Annotated in this window: 12 protein-coding genes and 1 pseudogene; 8 read left to right on the top strand and 5 right to left on the bottom strand. The window is 70.2% G+C overall.

What is annotated here, in order from left to right; translation table 11 throughout:
- Positions 1-3 precede the first annotated feature (3 nt).
- Positions 4-231: an exodeoxyribonuclease VII small subunit gene (locus ABD858_RS20695; protein ID WP_345039749.1), complete on the top strand. Its 228-nt coding sequence runs from the start codon at positions 4-6 to the stop codon at positions 229-231.
- A 104-nt stretch (positions 232-335) separates the two neighbouring features.
- The gene (locus ABD858_RS20690) at positions 336-926 is read left to right on the top strand and encodes a malonic semialdehyde reductase (protein ID WP_345039746.1); all 591 of its coding nucleotides are present in this window, start codon (positions 336-338) and stop codon (positions 924-926) included.
- Between the two features lie 408 nt (positions 927-1,334).
- Here ABD858_RS20690 and ABD858_RS20685 read toward each other — a convergent pair whose 3' ends face one another.
- Positions 1,335-1,859, bottom strand: a complete 525-nt coding sequence (locus ABD858_RS20685) for a DUF4245 domain-containing protein (RefSeq protein WP_345039743.1) — start codon at positions 1,857-1,859, stop codon at positions 1,335-1,337.
- A gap of 128 nt (positions 1,860-1,987) precedes the next feature.
- On the opposite strand from ABD858_RS20685, the gene glpX reads away from it, so the two are divergent.
- Positions 1,988-3,019 carry a class II fructose-bisphosphatase gene (gene glpX, locus ABD858_RS20680; RefSeq protein WP_345039741.1) on the top strand — a complete coding sequence of 344 codons (1,032 nt, stop codon included), beginning with the start codon at positions 1,988-1,990 and terminating at the stop codon, positions 3,017-3,019.
- Positions 3,020-3,112: 93 nt separating this feature from the next.
- On the opposite strand, the gene ABD858_RS20675 is transcribed toward glpX, so the two are convergent.
- Together ABD858_RS20675 and ABD858_RS20670 are read right to left on the bottom strand one after the other, a co-directional pair.
- Entirely contained in the window at positions 3,113-3,493 is a 381-nt protein-coding gene (locus ABD858_RS20675; RefSeq protein ID WP_345039739.1) for a WhiB family transcriptional regulator, read from the bottom strand.
- 154 nt (positions 3,494-3,647) lie between these two features.
- On the bottom strand, positions 3,648-4,292 hold the full coding sequence (locus tag ABD858_RS20670) for a DUF1707 SHOCT-like domain-containing protein (protein ID WP_425586338.1): 645 nt from the start codon (positions 4,290-4,292) through the stop codon (positions 3,648-3,650).
- A gap of 174 nt (positions 4,293-4,466) precedes the next feature.
- Here ABD858_RS20670 and ABD858_RS20665 point away from each other — a divergent pair, with 174 nt between their 5' ends.
- Positions 4,467-6,143, top strand: coding sequence for a fumarate hydratase (locus ABD858_RS20665; RefSeq protein WP_345039734.1), 1,677 nt, complete (start codon positions 4,467-4,469; stop codon positions 6,141-6,143).
- Positions 6,144-6,247: 104 nt separating this feature from the next.
- Here ABD858_RS20665 and ABD858_RS20660 read toward each other — a convergent pair whose 3' ends face one another.
- Positions 6,248-7,771 (bottom strand): ricin-type beta-trefoil lectin domain protein, encoded by a 1,524-nt coding sequence (locus ABD858_RS20660; protein ID WP_345039731.1) that lies wholly within the window; start codon positions 7,769-7,771, stop codon positions 6,248-6,250.
- Positions 7,772-7,875: 104 nt separating this feature from the next.
- On the opposite strand from ABD858_RS20660, the gene ABD858_RS20655 reads away from it, so the two are divergent.
- From ABD858_RS20655 to ABD858_RS20640, 4 genes and pseudogenes are all read left to right on the top strand, one after another.
- Positions 7,876-9,267, top strand: a complete 1,392-nt coding sequence (locus tag ABD858_RS20655; protein ID WP_345039729.1) for a class II fumarate hydratase — start codon at positions 7,876-7,878, stop codon at positions 9,265-9,267.
- Between the two features lie 9 nt (positions 9,268-9,276).
- On the top strand, positions 9,277-9,957 hold the full coding sequence (gene fomD, locus ABD858_RS20650) for a cytidylyl-2-hydroxypropylphosphonate hydrolase (protein ID WP_345039726.1): 681 nt from the start codon (positions 9,277-9,279) through the stop codon (positions 9,955-9,957).
- Positions 9,958-10,244: 287 nt separating this feature from the next.
- On the top strand, positions 10,245-12,392 hold the full coding sequence (locus tag ABD858_RS20645; protein WP_345039723.1) for a SpoIIE family protein phosphatase: 2,148 nt from the start codon (positions 10,245-10,247) through the stop codon (positions 12,390-12,392).
- Positions 12,393-12,431: 39 nt separating this feature from the next.
- Positions 12,432-12,659 (top strand): annotated as a pseudogene (locus tag ABD858_RS20640) (catalase-related domain-containing protein); the annotation flags it as partial.
- Between the two features lie 74 nt (positions 12,660-12,733).
- Here the strand turns inward: ABD858_RS20640 and ABD858_RS20635 are convergent.
- Positions 12,734-14,977, bottom strand: a complete 2,244-nt coding sequence (locus tag ABD858_RS20635) for a transglycosylase domain-containing protein (RefSeq protein ID WP_345039721.1) — start codon at positions 14,975-14,977, stop codon at positions 12,734-12,736.
- Positions 14,978-15,067 lie beyond the last annotated feature (90 nt).

Here is a 15,067-nt window from a genome sequence, read left to right as displayed (position 1 = left end):
CACATGGCCACTACGGACGAGGCGACGCTGGGGTACGAGCAGGCGCGCGACGAGCTGATCGAGGTCGTGCGCCGGCTGGAGGCGGGCGGCATCACGCTGGAGGAGTCGCTCGCCCTGTGGGAGCGGGGCGAGGAGCTGGCGAAGGTGTGCCGCCACTGGCTGGAGGGGGCCAGGGCGCGGCTGGACGCGGCGCTCGCCGAGGGCGAGGAGGGTGAGCCGGAGGAGGACTGATCATGTGAGGCTGGTCACAACGGACAGTTAGTTGAAATTTAACGTACCCGTGTACGGTTGGGGACATCGCAAGATCCCCTGCACGTCCCGGAAGGTACGCCAGCATGACCCTCGCTCTTGACCCCGCTGCCCAGGACCTCCTCTTCCGCGAGGCCCGCACCGCCAACACGTTCACCGACGAGCCGGTGACCGAGGAGCAGGTGCAGGCGATCTACGACCTGGTCAAGTACGGCCCGACCGCCTTCAACCAGACGCCGCTGCGCGTCGTCCTGGTCCGCTCCGCCGAGGCCCGTGAGCGCCTCGTCAAGCACATGGCCGAGGGCAACGCGGCCAAGACCGCCACCGCCCCGCTGGTCGCGATCCTCGCCGCGGACAACGAGTTCCACGAGGAGCTGCCGCAGCTGCTCCCGCACTTCCCGCAGGCCAAGGACATGTTCTTCTCGGAGCGCCCGGTCCGTGAGCAGTCCGCCGCGATGAACGCCGCCCTCCAGGCCGCGTACTTCATCATCGGCATCCGCGCCGCCGGCCTGGCCGCCGGCCCGATGACCGGCCTCGACTTCGCCGGCGTCCAGAAGGAGTTCCTGGACGACGACCACACCCCGCTGATGGTCGTCAACATCGGCAAGCCCGGCGAGGACGCCTGGTTCCCGCGCAGCCCGCGCCTGGCGTACGACGACGTCGTCACCACCGTCTGAGCGAACGCGGGACCACCCCCTGCCGGGGGTCCGGGGGTCACCCCCCGGGACAGCACAGTCCGCGCAGCCCGCGCCTGGCGTACGACGACGTCGTCACCACCGTCTGAGCGAACGCCGGACCACCCCCTGCCGGGGGTCCGGGGGTCACCCCCCGAAACAGCACAGTCCGCGCAGCCCGCGCCCGGCATACGACGACATCGTCACCACCGTCCGAGCGGTACGCCGGACCACCCCCTGCCGGGGGTCCGGGGGTCACCCCCCGGGACAGCACAGTCCGCGCAGCCCGCGCCTGGCGTACGACGACGTCGTCACCACCGTCCGAGCGGTACGCGCGCAGCGAGGCCGCCGCACCCGTCCGGGTGCGGCGGCCTCGGCCGTTCAGGGCCGGAAGTTCCCGGCCGTAAGGGGCTAGCGCTGCTTCGACTCCAGCGCCGCGGCCATCTGCGCCAGCTGCTCGTACGGTGCCGTACCGGTCACCACCGTGGTGGAGCCCTTGTCCTGCCGGACCAGCGCGTCGTACTTCGAGCCCTCCCAGCGCTCCCAGGCGACACCCTTCACCTGTTGGGTCTCGTCCGTCTTCGTGGCCTGCTGGCTGACCGAGGAGATGAACTTCTTCGCGGGCGCCGTGGACTGCTCCACCGCCACGTACCGGCCTTCCGGGCTCAGGAAGCCGAGGTGCCAGGCGTTGCCCCCGGCACCGTCGTACGAGACCGAGGTGGCCTTCCAGCCGTCCGGGAGTCCCACGGGCGCGGCCACCGGGTACGGCGCCGCGCGCCGGGCCGTCTGGAGCTCGACCCGGTAGTCGACCGCCTTCAGCGGATCGGCCGTTCCGTCGTGCGGAGTGAACATGTAGACCACCGCGACGACGGGGGCCACCGCCGCCAACGAGAGGATCATGTTGCGTACCGTCTTGTTGCCTCGCTTGCCTGCCACGCCCCCTATGTTCTCAGGTCATAGCGCCGCTCATACGTGACCCCCACTGCTCAAAATGTCAACCTACCGATAGAGTCTGGGGGAACCCTCGCTTATCCGGCCGTCGCCGTACAGAAAGGTGCGCTCCGATGACCGAGCATCATCTTCCGTCCGCACTCGAGGTCTCTCCCGAGGCCCCCGACCGTAACCTGGCCCTGGAGCTCGTCCGGGTCACCGAGGCCGCAGCGATGGCCGCCGGCCGGTGGGTCGGCCGCGGCGACAAGAACGGCGCCGACGGCGCCGCGGTCAAGGCGATGCGCACCCTCGTCCACACCGTGTCGATGAACGGCATCGTCGTCATCGGCGAGGGCGAGAAGGACGAAGCCCCGATGCTCTTCAACGGGGAGCACATCGGCGACGGCACCGGCGCCGAGTGCGACATCGCGGTGGACCCGATCGACGGCACCACGCTCACCGCCAAGGGCATGCCGAACGCCATCGCGGTCCTGGCCGCCGCCGACCGCGGCACCATGTTCGACCCGTCCGCGGTGTTCTACATGGACAAGCTGGTCACCGGCCCGGAGGCCGCCGACTTCGTCGACATCAACGCCCCCGTCTCCGTCAACATCCGCCGGGTCGCCAAGGCCAAGCACTCCTCCCCCGAGGACGTCACGGTCGTCATCCTCGACCGCCCGCGCCACGAGGGCATCGTCAAGGAGATCCGCGAGACCGGCGCCCGGATCAAGTTCATCACCGACGGCGACGTCGCCGGCTCGATCATGGCCGTCAAGGAGGGCACCGGCGTCGACCTGCTGCTCGGCGTCGGCGGCACGCCCGAGGGCATCATCTCGGCCTGCGCCATCAAGTGCCTGGGCGGTGTGATCCAGGGCAAGCTGTGGCCCAAGGACGAGGCGGAGCGGCAGCGCGCGCTCGACGCCGGCCACGACCTGGACCGGGTCCTGTCCACGAACGACCTGGTCAGCGGCGACAACGTGTTCTTCGTGGCCACCGGCATCACGGACGGCGAGCTGCTGCGCGGTGTCCGCTACCGCTCGGAGACGGCCACCACGCAGTCCCTGGTCATGCGCTCCAAGTCCGGCACCATCCGCCAGATCGACTCCACGCACCGGCTGTCGAAGCTGCGCGCGTACAGCGCGATCGACTTCGACCGGGCGCAGTAGGCGAGGCAGTCCGCGTACGTGGAAGAGGGCGCTCCTGTTGTGCGGCGGGAGCGCCCTCTTCCGCGTAGGTCTCGACTCCCGGACGCCGGCGCGTCAGCCGGCCGCGGCGATGCGGGGCGCCGAGGCGGCCTTCTTGAGCTCCATCTCCCGGCGCCTGCGGCGTGCCAGCACCACCCGGCGCTCCGCCGCGGTCAGCCCGCCCCACACGCCGTACGGCTCGGGCTGGAGCAGCGCGTGCTCGCGACACTCGATCACTACGGGGCAGCGCGCGCAGACCCGCTTCGCCGCCTCCTCCCGGGACAGCCGTGCGGCCGTGGGCTCCTTGGACGGCGCGAAGAACAGTCCGGCCTCGTCACGGCGGCACACCGCCTCCGTGTGCCAGGGACCCGACTCGTCCTCGCGGGCAGGCCCGGCTGGGCCGCGCTGCGGCGGAATGGCGGCGGCCTGGAGGGGCTGGTGCGGCGGGTACAGCACGGTCTACTCCTGACGACGGCTTCGCGTGTGGGAGGCGATGCAGCCTTCCCTACCCGCTGCGCGCGCGCCTATGCACTGAGTTCGCGGCACCGCCGCGGTCCATGACCCTGTGCCACCCCGCGCCACCCGGTGCCGTCCCGGGCGCCCGGGTGCGTCAGCCGAACTCCTTGCGCAGCCTGTCCCGGAGGTCCTGGACCCACTTGCCGCGTTTCGGCCGGGCCTCGACGCTGCCGAAGACCGCGTAGCCGTTCACCACCACGACCGGGGCCTCCGGATCCGCCGCCTCCAGTGCTCTGACCTCGACGCTGCCGAAGACGCCGGTGCCGTTGCCGCGCAGCGTGATGTTCTCCGGGACCCTGACGTCGACGCTGCCGAAGACCGAGGTCGCGTTGATCACGGTCAGCCGCTGCTCGAACAGCGCCTCGGTGAGGTCGATCTCGACGCTGCCGAAGAGCGAGAAGGCGTGGGTCCGCGCACCGACCCGCCAACGGCCCCGGCGGGTCGTGCTGGAGAAGACGGCGATCAGCTTCTCCACGACACCGGGGACGGGCTGCTCGTCCAGCGGAGCCGGGGCGGGAGCCGCGCGGCGGACCGCGGGCAGGTCCCGGACCAGGGGCTCCAGCTCACCCACGGTCCTGGCACGGTAGACGGCGTCGATGCGGTCCGCATGCTCCTGCGCGGTGAGCCGGCCCTCGGCCATGGCGTCCCGCAGGATGTCGGCGATCCGGTCCCGGTCGGCGTCTGAGGCACGCAGTTCGTGCTTTTGGAGGTCCACGGCAGCAGCGTAGCGAAACGCGATAGATCGCGACTAGTCCAGACCGGGGCGTCCACACTTTATCGGGCGTCGATTCGGCCGATACGGACACACCTCCCAGGAACTGAGCCTTACCTCACAGAACCGGCACCCCCCGCCGCGTTCTAGGCTTGGGACGCTGCGCCGATGGAGGCGCAGCCGCCGTCTGCCGAGTGAGGAATGGCCGTAATGCCAGAGTTTGCGTACTCCGATCTGCTCCCGCTGGGAGAGGACACCACGCCCTACCGCCTGGTGACCGCCGAAGGTGTCTCCACCTTCGAGGCGGACGGCCGCACCTTCCTCAAGGTCGAGCCCGAGGCGCTGCGCAAGCTCGCCGCGGAGGCGATGCACGACATCTCGCACTATCTGCGCCCCGCGCACCTTGCCCAGCTCCGCAAGATCATCGACGACCCCGAGGCGTCCTCGAACGACAAGTTCGTCGCCCTCGACCTGCTGAAGAACGCGAACATCGCCGCGGCCGGCGTGCTGCCGATGTGCCAGGACACCGGCACCGCGATCGTGATGGGCAAGCGCGGCCAGAACGTCCTCACCGAGGGCGGCGACGAGGCAGCCCTCTCGCGCGGCATCTACGACGCGTATACCGAGCTGAACCTGCGCTACTCGCAGATGGCCCCCCTCACCATGTGGGAGGAGAAGAACACCGGCTCGAACCTGCCCGCGCAGATCGAGCTGTACGCCACCGACGGCGGCGCGTACAAGTTCCTCTTCATGGCGAAGGGCGGCGGCTCCGCCAACAAGTCCTTCCTCTTCCAGGAGACCAAGGCGGTCCTGAACGAGGCCTCCATGATGAAGTTCCTGGAGGAGAAGATCCGCTCGCTGGGCACGGCCGCCTGTCCGCCGTACCACCTGGCGATCGTCGTCGGCGGTACGTCCGCCGAGTACGCCCTGAAGACCGCGAAGTACGCTTCCGCGCACTACCTCGACGAGCTGCCCACCGAGGGCTCCCCTCTCGGCCACGGCTTCCGTGACAAGGAGCTGGAGGAGAAGGTCTTCGAGCTGACCCAGAAGATCGGCATCGGCGCACAGTTCGGCGGCAAGTACTTCTGCCACGACGTGCGGGTCGTCCGCCTCCCGCGGCACGGCGCGTCCTGCCCGGTGGCGATCGCCGTGTCGTGTTCGGCCGACCGCCAGGCCCTGGCGAAGATCACGCCCGAGGGTGTCTTCCTGGAGCAGCTGGAGAAGGACCCGGCGCGCTTCCTGCCGGACACCACGGAGGAGCATCTCTCCGACGGGGACGTCGTCAAGATCGACCTCAACCAGCCGATGGAGCGGATCCTCGCCGAGCTGACCAGGTACCCGGTCAAGACGCGTCTCTCCCTCACCGGCCCGCTGGTCGTGGCGCGCGACATCGCGCACGCCAAGATCAAGGAGCGCCTGGACGCGGGCGAGGAGATGCCGCAGTACCTCAAGGACCACCCGGTCTACTACGCGGGCCCGGCGAAGACCCCGGAGGGCTACGCCTCCGGCTCCTTCGGCCCGACGACGGCCGGCCGCATGGACTCCTACGTCGACCGGTTCCAGGCCGCGGGCGGGTCCATGGTCATGCTGGCCAAGGGCAACCGCTCCAAGCAGGTCACCGACGCGTGCGGTACGCACGGCGGCTTCTACCTGGGCTCCATCGGCGGCCCGGCGGCCCGCCTCGCCCAGGACTGCATCAAGAAGGTCGAGGTCGTCGAGTACGAGGAGCTCGGCATGGAGGCCGTCTGGAAGATCGAGGTCGAGGACTTCCCGGCGTTCATCGTCGTGGACGACAAGGGCAACGACTTCTTCAGCTCGCAGGAACCCCCCGCCCCGACGTTCACCACCATCCCTGTGCGCGGCCCCGGCCTCGCCTAGTGCCGTGGCCGGAAAGGTTTGCCCGGTCCGCGGCCCGGCCCGGCCTGAGGCGTACTGACGCATGAGCGCCGCCCCCTCCGACGCGGAGGGGGCGGCGTTCGTGCTTACGCGAAACGCTGGTTCGCCGCGCCCGTGCACGGCTGCAGCTTCACCGGGTCCTTCGCCGACGCCAGCGTCAGACACAGACCGGTCGACGCCGCCGGGCGGATCGTCGCGCCGTCACGGACGAACTGCTGGTTCGCGGCGCCGTGGCAGTTCCACAGGATCAGCGCGGTGCCCGCCGTGTACCTGGCGCCGGGGACGTCCAGGCAGCGGTCGTGGCTCAGCTCCACATGGACCGACTTCTGCGCGGAGTCGTACCACCAGCCCTGGTTGCGGCTGCCGTGGCAGTCCCAGCCGAGCACGGCGGTGTTGTTGCGGGACTCGGCACCGGAGGCGTCCAGGCACGTGCCCGTCGCCTCGTTCTTGAGCGGCTTGTACGCGTCGTCCCAGGCGAGCGGGTACAGCTCGGGCTTGCCCGTGCTCGCCGGGTCGGCGCAGCTCGCCTCGCTGAGGCCGGAGTCGTAGAGCTGCGTCAGACAGGATGCGAAGGCCCCGTGGCCGCGGTAGTTGGGGTGGAAGGACTGGCGTGCGGTGTTCTCGTCCCACGGGAAGTGGTCGCCGAGGTCCAGGTAGAGGCCCCGCGCCCAGGTGTCCTCCATGCACACCTCGTGGCCGTGGAAGAGGCGCGAGTTGTCGAGGTAGGTCGCCCCGGTGTTCCTCGCGGCGGCGCGCATGCCGCGCTCGAAGGCCGGTACGGCGTAGTTGCGGCCCCACTTGGCGTCGGAGTCGTAGCCGGCGCAGCCGCCGGGGAGCTTCCCGGGGAAGCTCGGATTGTCGTAGAAGTCGGGGCCGATGGGGCTGGGATAGCCCATGACGACCAGCTTGTAATCGCCGTCGGCGTAGCCGGCGTCGTGCATGACCGTGCGGAGGTCGCGCACGGTCTGCTCCACCTTGGGCCGCAGGGCGTCGACGCGCGCCTGCCAGCCGGGGCCGTACTTGGGTTCGCAGGTGCCCTGGCTGAGCACCCAGCGGGTGACGCAGTCGGTCATGACCGGGCCGAACTGGAGGTCGTCGTTGGCCCCGGCGACGAGCAGCACCATCTTGATGCGGGTGTTGCGGGCCTTGACGGCGAGGTTGTCGCTCTGGACCAGCTCGTCGGCGTACTGCTTGCTGCCGCCGATGCGGATGTTGCCGCTGTACGCGCCGGAGCAGGCGACGTTGTACGTCACGTCGGCGGCGATGCCGGTGCGGTGGATGGCGGAGTCGGGCGAGCGGTGGCACTGGTTGGCCGACGTGTTGGTGGCGGGGTCGTAGTTGCCGACGCCCTCGCCGGAGATCTCGCTGTCGCCGAGCGAGATGAGCGAGGTCTTCCGCTGGTCGAGCGGGCGCTCGGCGGGGTCGCCGTAGAGCTTGGCGGCCTCTGCCGCGCGGATGGCCTCCAGCTCGGGCGAGAGGGGTACGGACGTTGCGGTGTCACGTGAATCGGCGGCGTGTGCGGGACTCGTCGCCGCCACGCCGCCGAGTGCGGCCGCCAGTGCCGCGGCGGCCGCGAATGTACAGCGAAGTCTGTTCCTGGTGCGCTTCATTGCGTCTCCCCGGTTCGGTGTTACCCCCGGTATTTACTGGTGGGTAAGGCACCTTGGGAACACATCGAACAACACATTTGCTCAAGTTTTTGAGGAGGCACCTGATGAGCGAGTACCGGATCGAACACGACTCGATGGGTGAGGTGCGCGTCCCCGCCACGGCGAAGTGGCGGGCCCAGACGCAGCGCGCGGTGGAGAACTTCCCCATCTCCGGGCAGCGGCTCGAACGCGCCCATATCGAGGCCCTGGCCCGTATCAAGGCCGCGGCGGCCAAGGTCAACGCGGAGCTCGGCGTACTGGACAAGGAACGGGCGGACGCCATCGCCGCGGCCGCCGAGGAGGTCGCGGGCGGCCGCTGGGACGACCAGTTCCCTGTGGACGTCTTCCAGACGGGCTCCGGCACGTCCTCCAACATGAACATGAACGAGGTGCTCGCCACCCTGGCGAGCGAGCGCCTCGGCCGGGGCGTCGAGGTCCACCCCAACGACCACGTCAACGCCTCGCAGTCGTCCAACGACGTCTTCCCGTCCTCCATCCATATCGCCGCGACCGCGGCCGTCACCCGCGACCTCATCCCCGCCCTCGACCACCTGGCGGCAGCGCTGGAGCGCAAGGCGGCGGAGTTCGCGGACGTCGTCAAGTCGGGCCGTACGCACCTGATGGACGCGACCCCGGTGACGCTCGGTCAGGAGTTCGGCGGGTACGCCGCACAGGTGCGGTACGGAATCGAGCGTCTCCAGGCGTCGCTCCCGCGCCTGGCCGAACTTCCCCTCGGGGGCACCGCGGTCGGCACCGGCATCAACACTCCGCCCGGCTTCTCCGCCGCCGTCATCGCCGAGGTCGCCCGCGCCATCGGGCTGCCGCTCACCGAGGCCCGTGACCACTTCGAGGCGCAGGGCGCGCGGGACGGGCTCGTCGAGACCAGCGGGCAGCTCCGCACGATCGCGGTCTCGCTCACCAAGATCTCCAACGATCTGCGCTGGATGGCGTCGGGACCGCGCACCGGACTGGCCGAGATCAGCCTTCCCGACCTCCAGCCCGGCTCGTCCATCATGCCCGGCAAGGTCAATCCGGTGATCCCCGAGGCGGTGCTGATGGTCGCCGCCCAGGTGACCGGCAACGACCACACCGTCGCGGCGGCCGGTGCCGCCGGCAACTTCGAGCTCAATGTGATGCTGCCGGTCATCGCCAGGAATCTGCTGGAGTCGGTCCGGCTGCTCGCCAACGCCTCCCGGCTGCTGGCGGACCGTACCGTCGACGGCATCACGGCCCATGCGGAACGCGCCCGCGAGTACGCCGAGTCGTCGCCGTCCGTCGTCACCCCGCTCAACAAGTACATCGGCTACGAGGAGGCCGCGAAGGTCGCCAAGAAGTCCCTCGCCGAACGCAGGACGATCCGTCAGGTGGTGCTGGAGTCCGGGTATGTCGAGCGGGGAGACCTCACGGTCGAGCAGCTCGACGAAGCACTCGACGTGCTGCGGATGACACGGCCGTAAGATCTGCGCATGACAGATTCGGGAGCGGGGAAGCGGCACTGGGCGCCAGGGGATCACATCCTCTGGCGTTATCGCGACAACGTCCCGGCCGGCGGGAATGGCCGGATTCACATCTGTCGCCCCGTCACCGTCGTCCAGGACACGGACGATCTGCTGGCGGTGTGGATGGCGCCCGGCACCGAATGCGTGAAGCCGGTGCTCGCCGACGGCACCCCTGTGCACGAGGAGCCGCTGGCCACCCGTTACACCGCCCCGCGCACCACGGTCCGCTCCCGCTGGTTCGGCAGCGGCGTGCTGAAGCTCGCCCGGCCCGGCGAACCGTGGTCCGTGTGGCTCTTCTGGGACGGGGGCTGGCAGTTCAGGAGCTGGTACGTGAACCTCGAGGAGCCCCGCACCCGCTGGCCCGGGGGCATCGACTCCGAGGACCACTTCCTCGACATCTCCGTCTACCCCGACCGCAGCTGGCAGTGGCGGGACGAGGACGAGTTCGCGCAGGCCCAGCGGGTGGGGCTGATGGGCCCCGGCCAGGCCCGGCGGGTGCGGGAGGCCGGGCGCGCGGCGCTGGACGTGATCGGGTCGTGGGGGCCGCCCTTCTCGGACGGGTGGGAGGACTGGCGGCCCGACCCCAGGTGGCCGGTACCGACCCTTCCGGACGACTGGGATCGCACCTCGGCGCATATGCCATCGTGAGACCCTTGAAGTGCCCTGGGGGTTCAAACGTAGGATCGTCCTCCGCAAGGCTGCGCACGGGCAAGGTCCGGTCGTGGCCAACAAATTGACCATATGTCACCTCAAGTGACGGCTAAGGGGGGTGGAGCTGTGCGAAGCGTGCGTTCAGCGCGGTCAGTGGCACCGAGGGCCCGTCGCCCTGTCGACGCCGCCCGCAGAGCGAGTATACCGCAGAAAGCGAATGCAGCACGCACCCTTCCCCTGGCAGGTGTGGGAAGGCCACATTCCGGACGGACGGAAGCCCACGCGTGACGGAGCACCAGCCCACCCCCCACGAGAGCCGGCAGCCCATGGCCGCCCGGCCGCACGAACGCACCCGCGCGACGACATCCGAGATCCCCGGCCCCGACGCCGGGACGGACGGTCCCGGCGCACCCGGTGCCGCGGCGCCCGCGCGGGGCCCGGTCGTGCCCACGGCCCGCGGCGGCGCCGCACCGCCGGACGAGCCGCCCGCCGAGCAGGCCGCCACCCGCGGCAAGGCCGCCGCGCAGGGTGGGGGTCGTTCCGGGACGTCGGCCACGCGGGGCAAGGCCGGCGCCCGCCGCAGGGGCCGCCGGCGGGGCGCCGCCGCCCGTACGGACGCGGCCGCCGCGCGCAACGCGGGACGGGCCCGGGGCGGCGCGGACAGCGAAGCCGCACGAAGCGGTCACCCCGGCGGGGACGCCGATGCCGGACGCAACGCCGGGCGGGCCGGGAGCGCACGCCGTGAGGGGGACCGGCTGCGCTTCGTGGGGGCCGCCACACGGCGGGTCGCACGGGGGATCGACCTCGACGAGATCGTGCTCGGGCTCTGCCGGGCCACCGTGCCGACCTACTCCGACGCGATCCTGGTGCATCTGCGCGACCCCCTGCCGGTGGGCGACGAGCGTCCCGTCTCGCCGTTCGTGCTGCGGCTGCGGCGTACCGACCGGCTGCGGTTAGTGGACGAGAACGGCGTCGGCGAGGCGGCCCTCGCCCCGGACGAGGACGACCTGACCCCCGAGTTCGAGCTGTGCGAGGTCCGTACCGGTGGCGAGCTGGCGGAGATCCTGCGGGGCGTACGTCCCGTCTTCTGCGACTCCGCCGCCGCCCGCGCCGCGCTCGCGGAGCTGCTCGGCCCCGACCGTGCCGTACCGTCCGGGCACCGTGCGATCCTCGCGCCGCTGCGCGGCCGGCGCCGGGTCATCGGCGCGGCCGTGTTCGTACGCGGTCCCGAGCGGCCGCCGTTCGAGCCGGACGATCTCCTCGTCGCGGCCCAGCTGGCCACCCACACCGCGCTGGGCATCGACAAGGCGGTGCTGTACGGCCGCGAGGCGTACATCGCCGACGAGCTGCAGCGCACCATGCTGCCGGACTCGCTGCCGCAGCCGACCGGTGTGAGGCTGGCCTCGCGCTATCTGCCGGCCGCCGAGACGGCCCGGGTGGGCGGCGACTGGTACGACGCGATCCCGCTGCCGGGCAGCCGGGTGGCGCTGGTCGTCGGCGATGTCATGGGGCATTCCATGACATCGGCGGCGATCATGGGGCAGCTCAGGACGACCGCGCAGACGCTGGCCGGCCTCGACCTGCCGCCGCAGGAGGTGCTGCACCATCTCGACGAGCAGGCACAGCGGCTCGGCACGGACCGCATGGCGACCTGTATGTACGCCGTGTACGACCCGGTCGCGCACCGGATCACCATCGCCAACGCCGGCCACCCGCCGCCCGTGCTGCTTCACCTGGGCGGCCGGGCCGAGGTGCTGCGCGTACCGCCGGGTGCGCCGATCGGCGTGGGCGGGGTGGATTTCGAGGCGGTGGAGCTGGACGCCCCGGCCGGGGCGACACTTCTCCTCTATACGGACGGCCTGGTCGAATCGCGCCTGCGTGACGTCTGGACCGGCATCGAGCAGTTGCGGGAGCGGCTCGCCGCGACCGCGCAGCTGACCGGTCCCGACCATCCGCCGCCGCTGGAGGCGCTCTGCGACGACGTCCTCGACGTGCTCGGCCCGGGCGACCGGGACGACGACATCGCGCTGCTCGCGGCCCGTTTCGACGGGATCGCGCCGAGTGATGTCGCGTACTGGTTCCTGGACCCGGAGGAGCAGGCCCCCGGCCGGGCCCGCCGGCTGGCCCGCCGGGCGCTGGCCCGCTGGGACCTGGAGGAGCTGACGGACTCGGTGGAGCTGCTGGTCAGCGAGGTGGTGACCAATGCCGTGCGGTACGCGTCACGGCCGGTGACGCTGCGTCTGCTGCGCACGGACGTACTGCGCTGCGAGGTCGGCGACGACTCCCCGCAGCTGCCCCGCCAGCGGCGGGCGCGTGACACGGACGAGGGCGGACGCGGATTGTTCCTGGTCAACCGGCTGGCGCGGCGGTGGGGGGCGACCCGGCTGTCGACGGGCAAGGTGGTGTGGTTCGAGCTGCCGACCCGGATGTAGAGCAGGACCGGACGGCGTCCGAGTGTTGCCCACACCGCATCGGCGGGCGAGATGGTCCGCGAGGCGTACACCCTGCACCGCGAGGACGACGACTGGGGCCAGCCCGGCACGATGGTCCGCAAGGTGCTGGACGACGCCGCCCGCGACCGGTTGATGTCCAATGTCTCCGGCCATCTGAAGGCCGGGGTCTCGCAGCCGGTCCCGGGCCGGGCGCTCGCCTACTGGCGCAACATCGACAAGGAGATCGGCGACCGGATCGCAAGGAGGTCAACGGAAGCCGAGCGGCCTCCACGGCAAGACGAAGCCGGCCCCGCCGCACAGGCGGGGCCGGCTCCTTCATGTCATGGCTTCGATGGTTTCGACGGTTTCCCGCCCTGCGGTGGGCCTGTCGTGTCGCCCGCGCCGTCGGTCGGATCGGGCGTCGGCTGGCCGGCCGTCGGCTCGTCCGTGGGCTGCCCGGTCGTCGGCTGGTCCGTCGGCTGGTCCGTCGGCCCGCTGGTGGGCTCGTCCGTCGGCCCCTGTGTCGGTTCGTCGCTCGGCTTGTCCGACGGCGACGTGCTGGGCGATTCCTCCGGGGTCGCCGTCGACGTGGCCGGCGGCTGGACGGCCGCGCCCTGGTCGGTCTCCAGGTCGAACTCCGACGTCTTCCCGTTCAGCGCGTCGAAGGTGTACGCCGCCCAGATCTTGGCCGGGAAGCCACCACCGTTGACGCGGTCGCCGCCCGCCGTGCCGCGCAGGGTGACCTGCTTGCCGTGGTCGTCGGCGGATTCACCGAAGAGGCCGACCGAGGTCACCAGGTCGGGCGTGTAGCCGGTGAACCAGGCCGACTTGTTGTCGTCGGAGGTACCGGTCTTACCGGCGACCGCCTGGTCGCGGTTGCGCACATTGGTGCCCGTACCGTCGTTGACCACACCGGTCAGCACCGAGGTGGTGGCGTCGGCCGCGTCCCGGCTGATGACCTGCTCGCCGATCGGATCCTTGAGCTCCACCGTACGTTCGCGGTGTTCGGCCTTCTTCACGATCGCGGGCGTGACCAGCGTGCCGTGGTTGTCGAGGGTGGCGTAGACGCCGGCCATCTGCAGCGGGCTGGCGCCCATCGCACCGAGGGTCATGGCGGGCACGGCCGGGGCCTTGTCCATGTTCATGCCGAGGTCGGAGGCGGTCTGCTTGACCTTGTCGAGGCCGACGTCGACACCCATCTGCGCGAAGACGGTGTTGACCGACTTGTTCATGGCGTGCTGGACGTCGATGTCGCCGTAGTCGGTGTAGTCCTCGTTCTCCGGGGCGAAGCCGACCTTGCGGCCCTGGTCCACGACCGGGCGGCGGTTGTCACCGTTGTAGACCGTGTTGGCCCGGATCGGGGTGCCGTCCTGGGTCTCCGCCTGGTTGTCCACGGCCGAGGCGAAGATCAGCGGCTTGAAGGTGGAGGCGGGCTGGTAGTCGGTGCGGGTGGCGTTGCTGATCTCGTGCTTGACGAAGTCCTGGCCGCCGTAGAGGGCTACGACGCCGCCCGTCTTCGGGTCGACGGAGACCGCGCCGGCCTGCACGTCCTTGTCGACCTCGCGCGTCTCGGGGTCGAGCTTGCTCGTCAGCTCCTGCTCGACGGCCCGCTGCAGCTTCTTCTGCTTCTTCTCGTCGATGTTGAGGGTGATCGTCCAGCCGCCCGCGTCGATGTCCGCCTCGTCGACGCCCTGCCGCATCAGCTCCTGTTTGGCGGCCTTGACGAGATAGCCGGTCTGGCCCTCCATACCCGGGGCGGGCTTCGGCGGGATCGGCACCGGGAACTTCAGGGAATCGCGCTCGGCCTTGCCGAGCCAGCCCTCCTCGACCATGTTGTCGAGAACGTAGTTCCAGCGTTCGGTGACCAGCTTCTTGCCGGTCGGCGTGGCCACCGCCCAGTCGTACTGGCTCGGCGCCTGGAGCAGTGCGGCGAGGTAGGCGCCCTGCGCGACGTTCAGCTTCTCCGCGTCGATGCCGTAGTACGCCTGGGCCGCGGCCTGGATGCCGTACGCTCCGCGCCCGTAGAAGCTGGTGTTGATGTAACCGGCGAGGATGTCGTCCTTGTCCAGCCGCTGGTCCACCTTGAGGGAGATCACCAGCTCCTTCAGCTTGCGGCTGATCGTCTGGTCCTGGTTCAGGTAGTAGTTCTTGACGTACTGCTGAGTGATCGTCGAACCACCCGCCTTCCCCTGGCCGGAGAGGGTCTTGAGCAGACCGCGCGCGGTGCCCTTCAGGTCGATGCCGGAGTCCTGGTAAAAGGTCTTGTTCTCCGCCGCGATGAACGTGTACCGGACATCGCGGGGAATCTTCTCCAGCCCTACGATCTCCCGGTTGACCTCACCCGTACGGGCCAGGATCTTGCCGTTGGAGTACTTGTAGACATTGCTCTGGAGCTTGGCCTGGGCGTTCGCCTCCGGCACCGGGACCAGCAGATAGAACACGTAGAACGCGGCCATCCCGAGCAGGCACAGCCCCAAGAACGTGCCGAGCAGCTTCTTCCAGGTGAAGAAACGGCGTATGCCGCCTGATTTCTTCGCCCGGCGCGTCCCACGCTGCCGCTCCCGTCTCGCCTCTGCTCGACCCATTACCCCAGAACTCCAGTCATCGACATCAGCTCAGCAAGCTAGCACCGCACCCGCGGTCGAATGACCGCTTATACGACAATTTCCGTACGT

Origin of the sequence: Streptomyces sannanensis, from assembly GCF_039536205.1 — a bacterium.
Lineage (GTDB): Bacteria > Actinomycetota > Actinomycetes > Streptomycetales > Streptomycetaceae > Streptomyces > Streptomyces sannanensis.
The sequence above is the reverse complement of the archived record's forward strand: the minus strand, read 5'-3'. Positions and strand labels throughout refer to the sequence as shown.

Bases quoted from the DNA above. Each gene is read 5' to 3' on its own strand.
- ABD858_RS20665 (WP_345039734.1), top strand. From the start codon at position 4,467: ATGGCCGTAATGCCAGAGTTTGCGTACTCCGATCTGCTCCCGCTGGGA.
- ABD858_RS20690 (WP_345039746.1), top strand. From the start codon at position 336: ATGACCCTCGCTCTTGACCCCGCTGCCCAGGACCTCCTCTTCCGCGAG.
- ABD858_RS20695 (WP_345039749.1), top strand. From the start codon at position 4: ATGGCCACTACGGACGAGGCGACGCTGGGGTACGAGCAGGCGCGCGAC.
- ABD858_RS20635 (WP_345039721.1), bottom strand. From the start codon at position 14,977: ATGGGTCGAGCAGAGGCGAGACGGGAGCGGCAGCGTGGGACGCGCCGG.
- fomD (WP_345039726.1), top strand. From the start codon at position 9,277: ATGACAGATTCGGGAGCGGGGAAGCGGCACTGGGCGCCAGGGGATCAC.
- glpX (WP_345039741.1), top strand. From the start codon at position 1,988: ATGACCGAGCATCATCTTCCGTCCGCACTCGAGGTCTCTCCCGAGGCC.
- ABD858_RS20660 (WP_345039731.1), bottom strand. From the start codon at position 7,771: ATGAAGCGCACCAGGAACAGACTTCGCTGTACATTCGCGGCCGCCGCG.
- ABD858_RS20655 (WP_345039729.1), top strand. From the start codon at position 7,876: ATGAGCGAGTACCGGATCGAACACGACTCGATGGGTGAGGTGCGCGTC.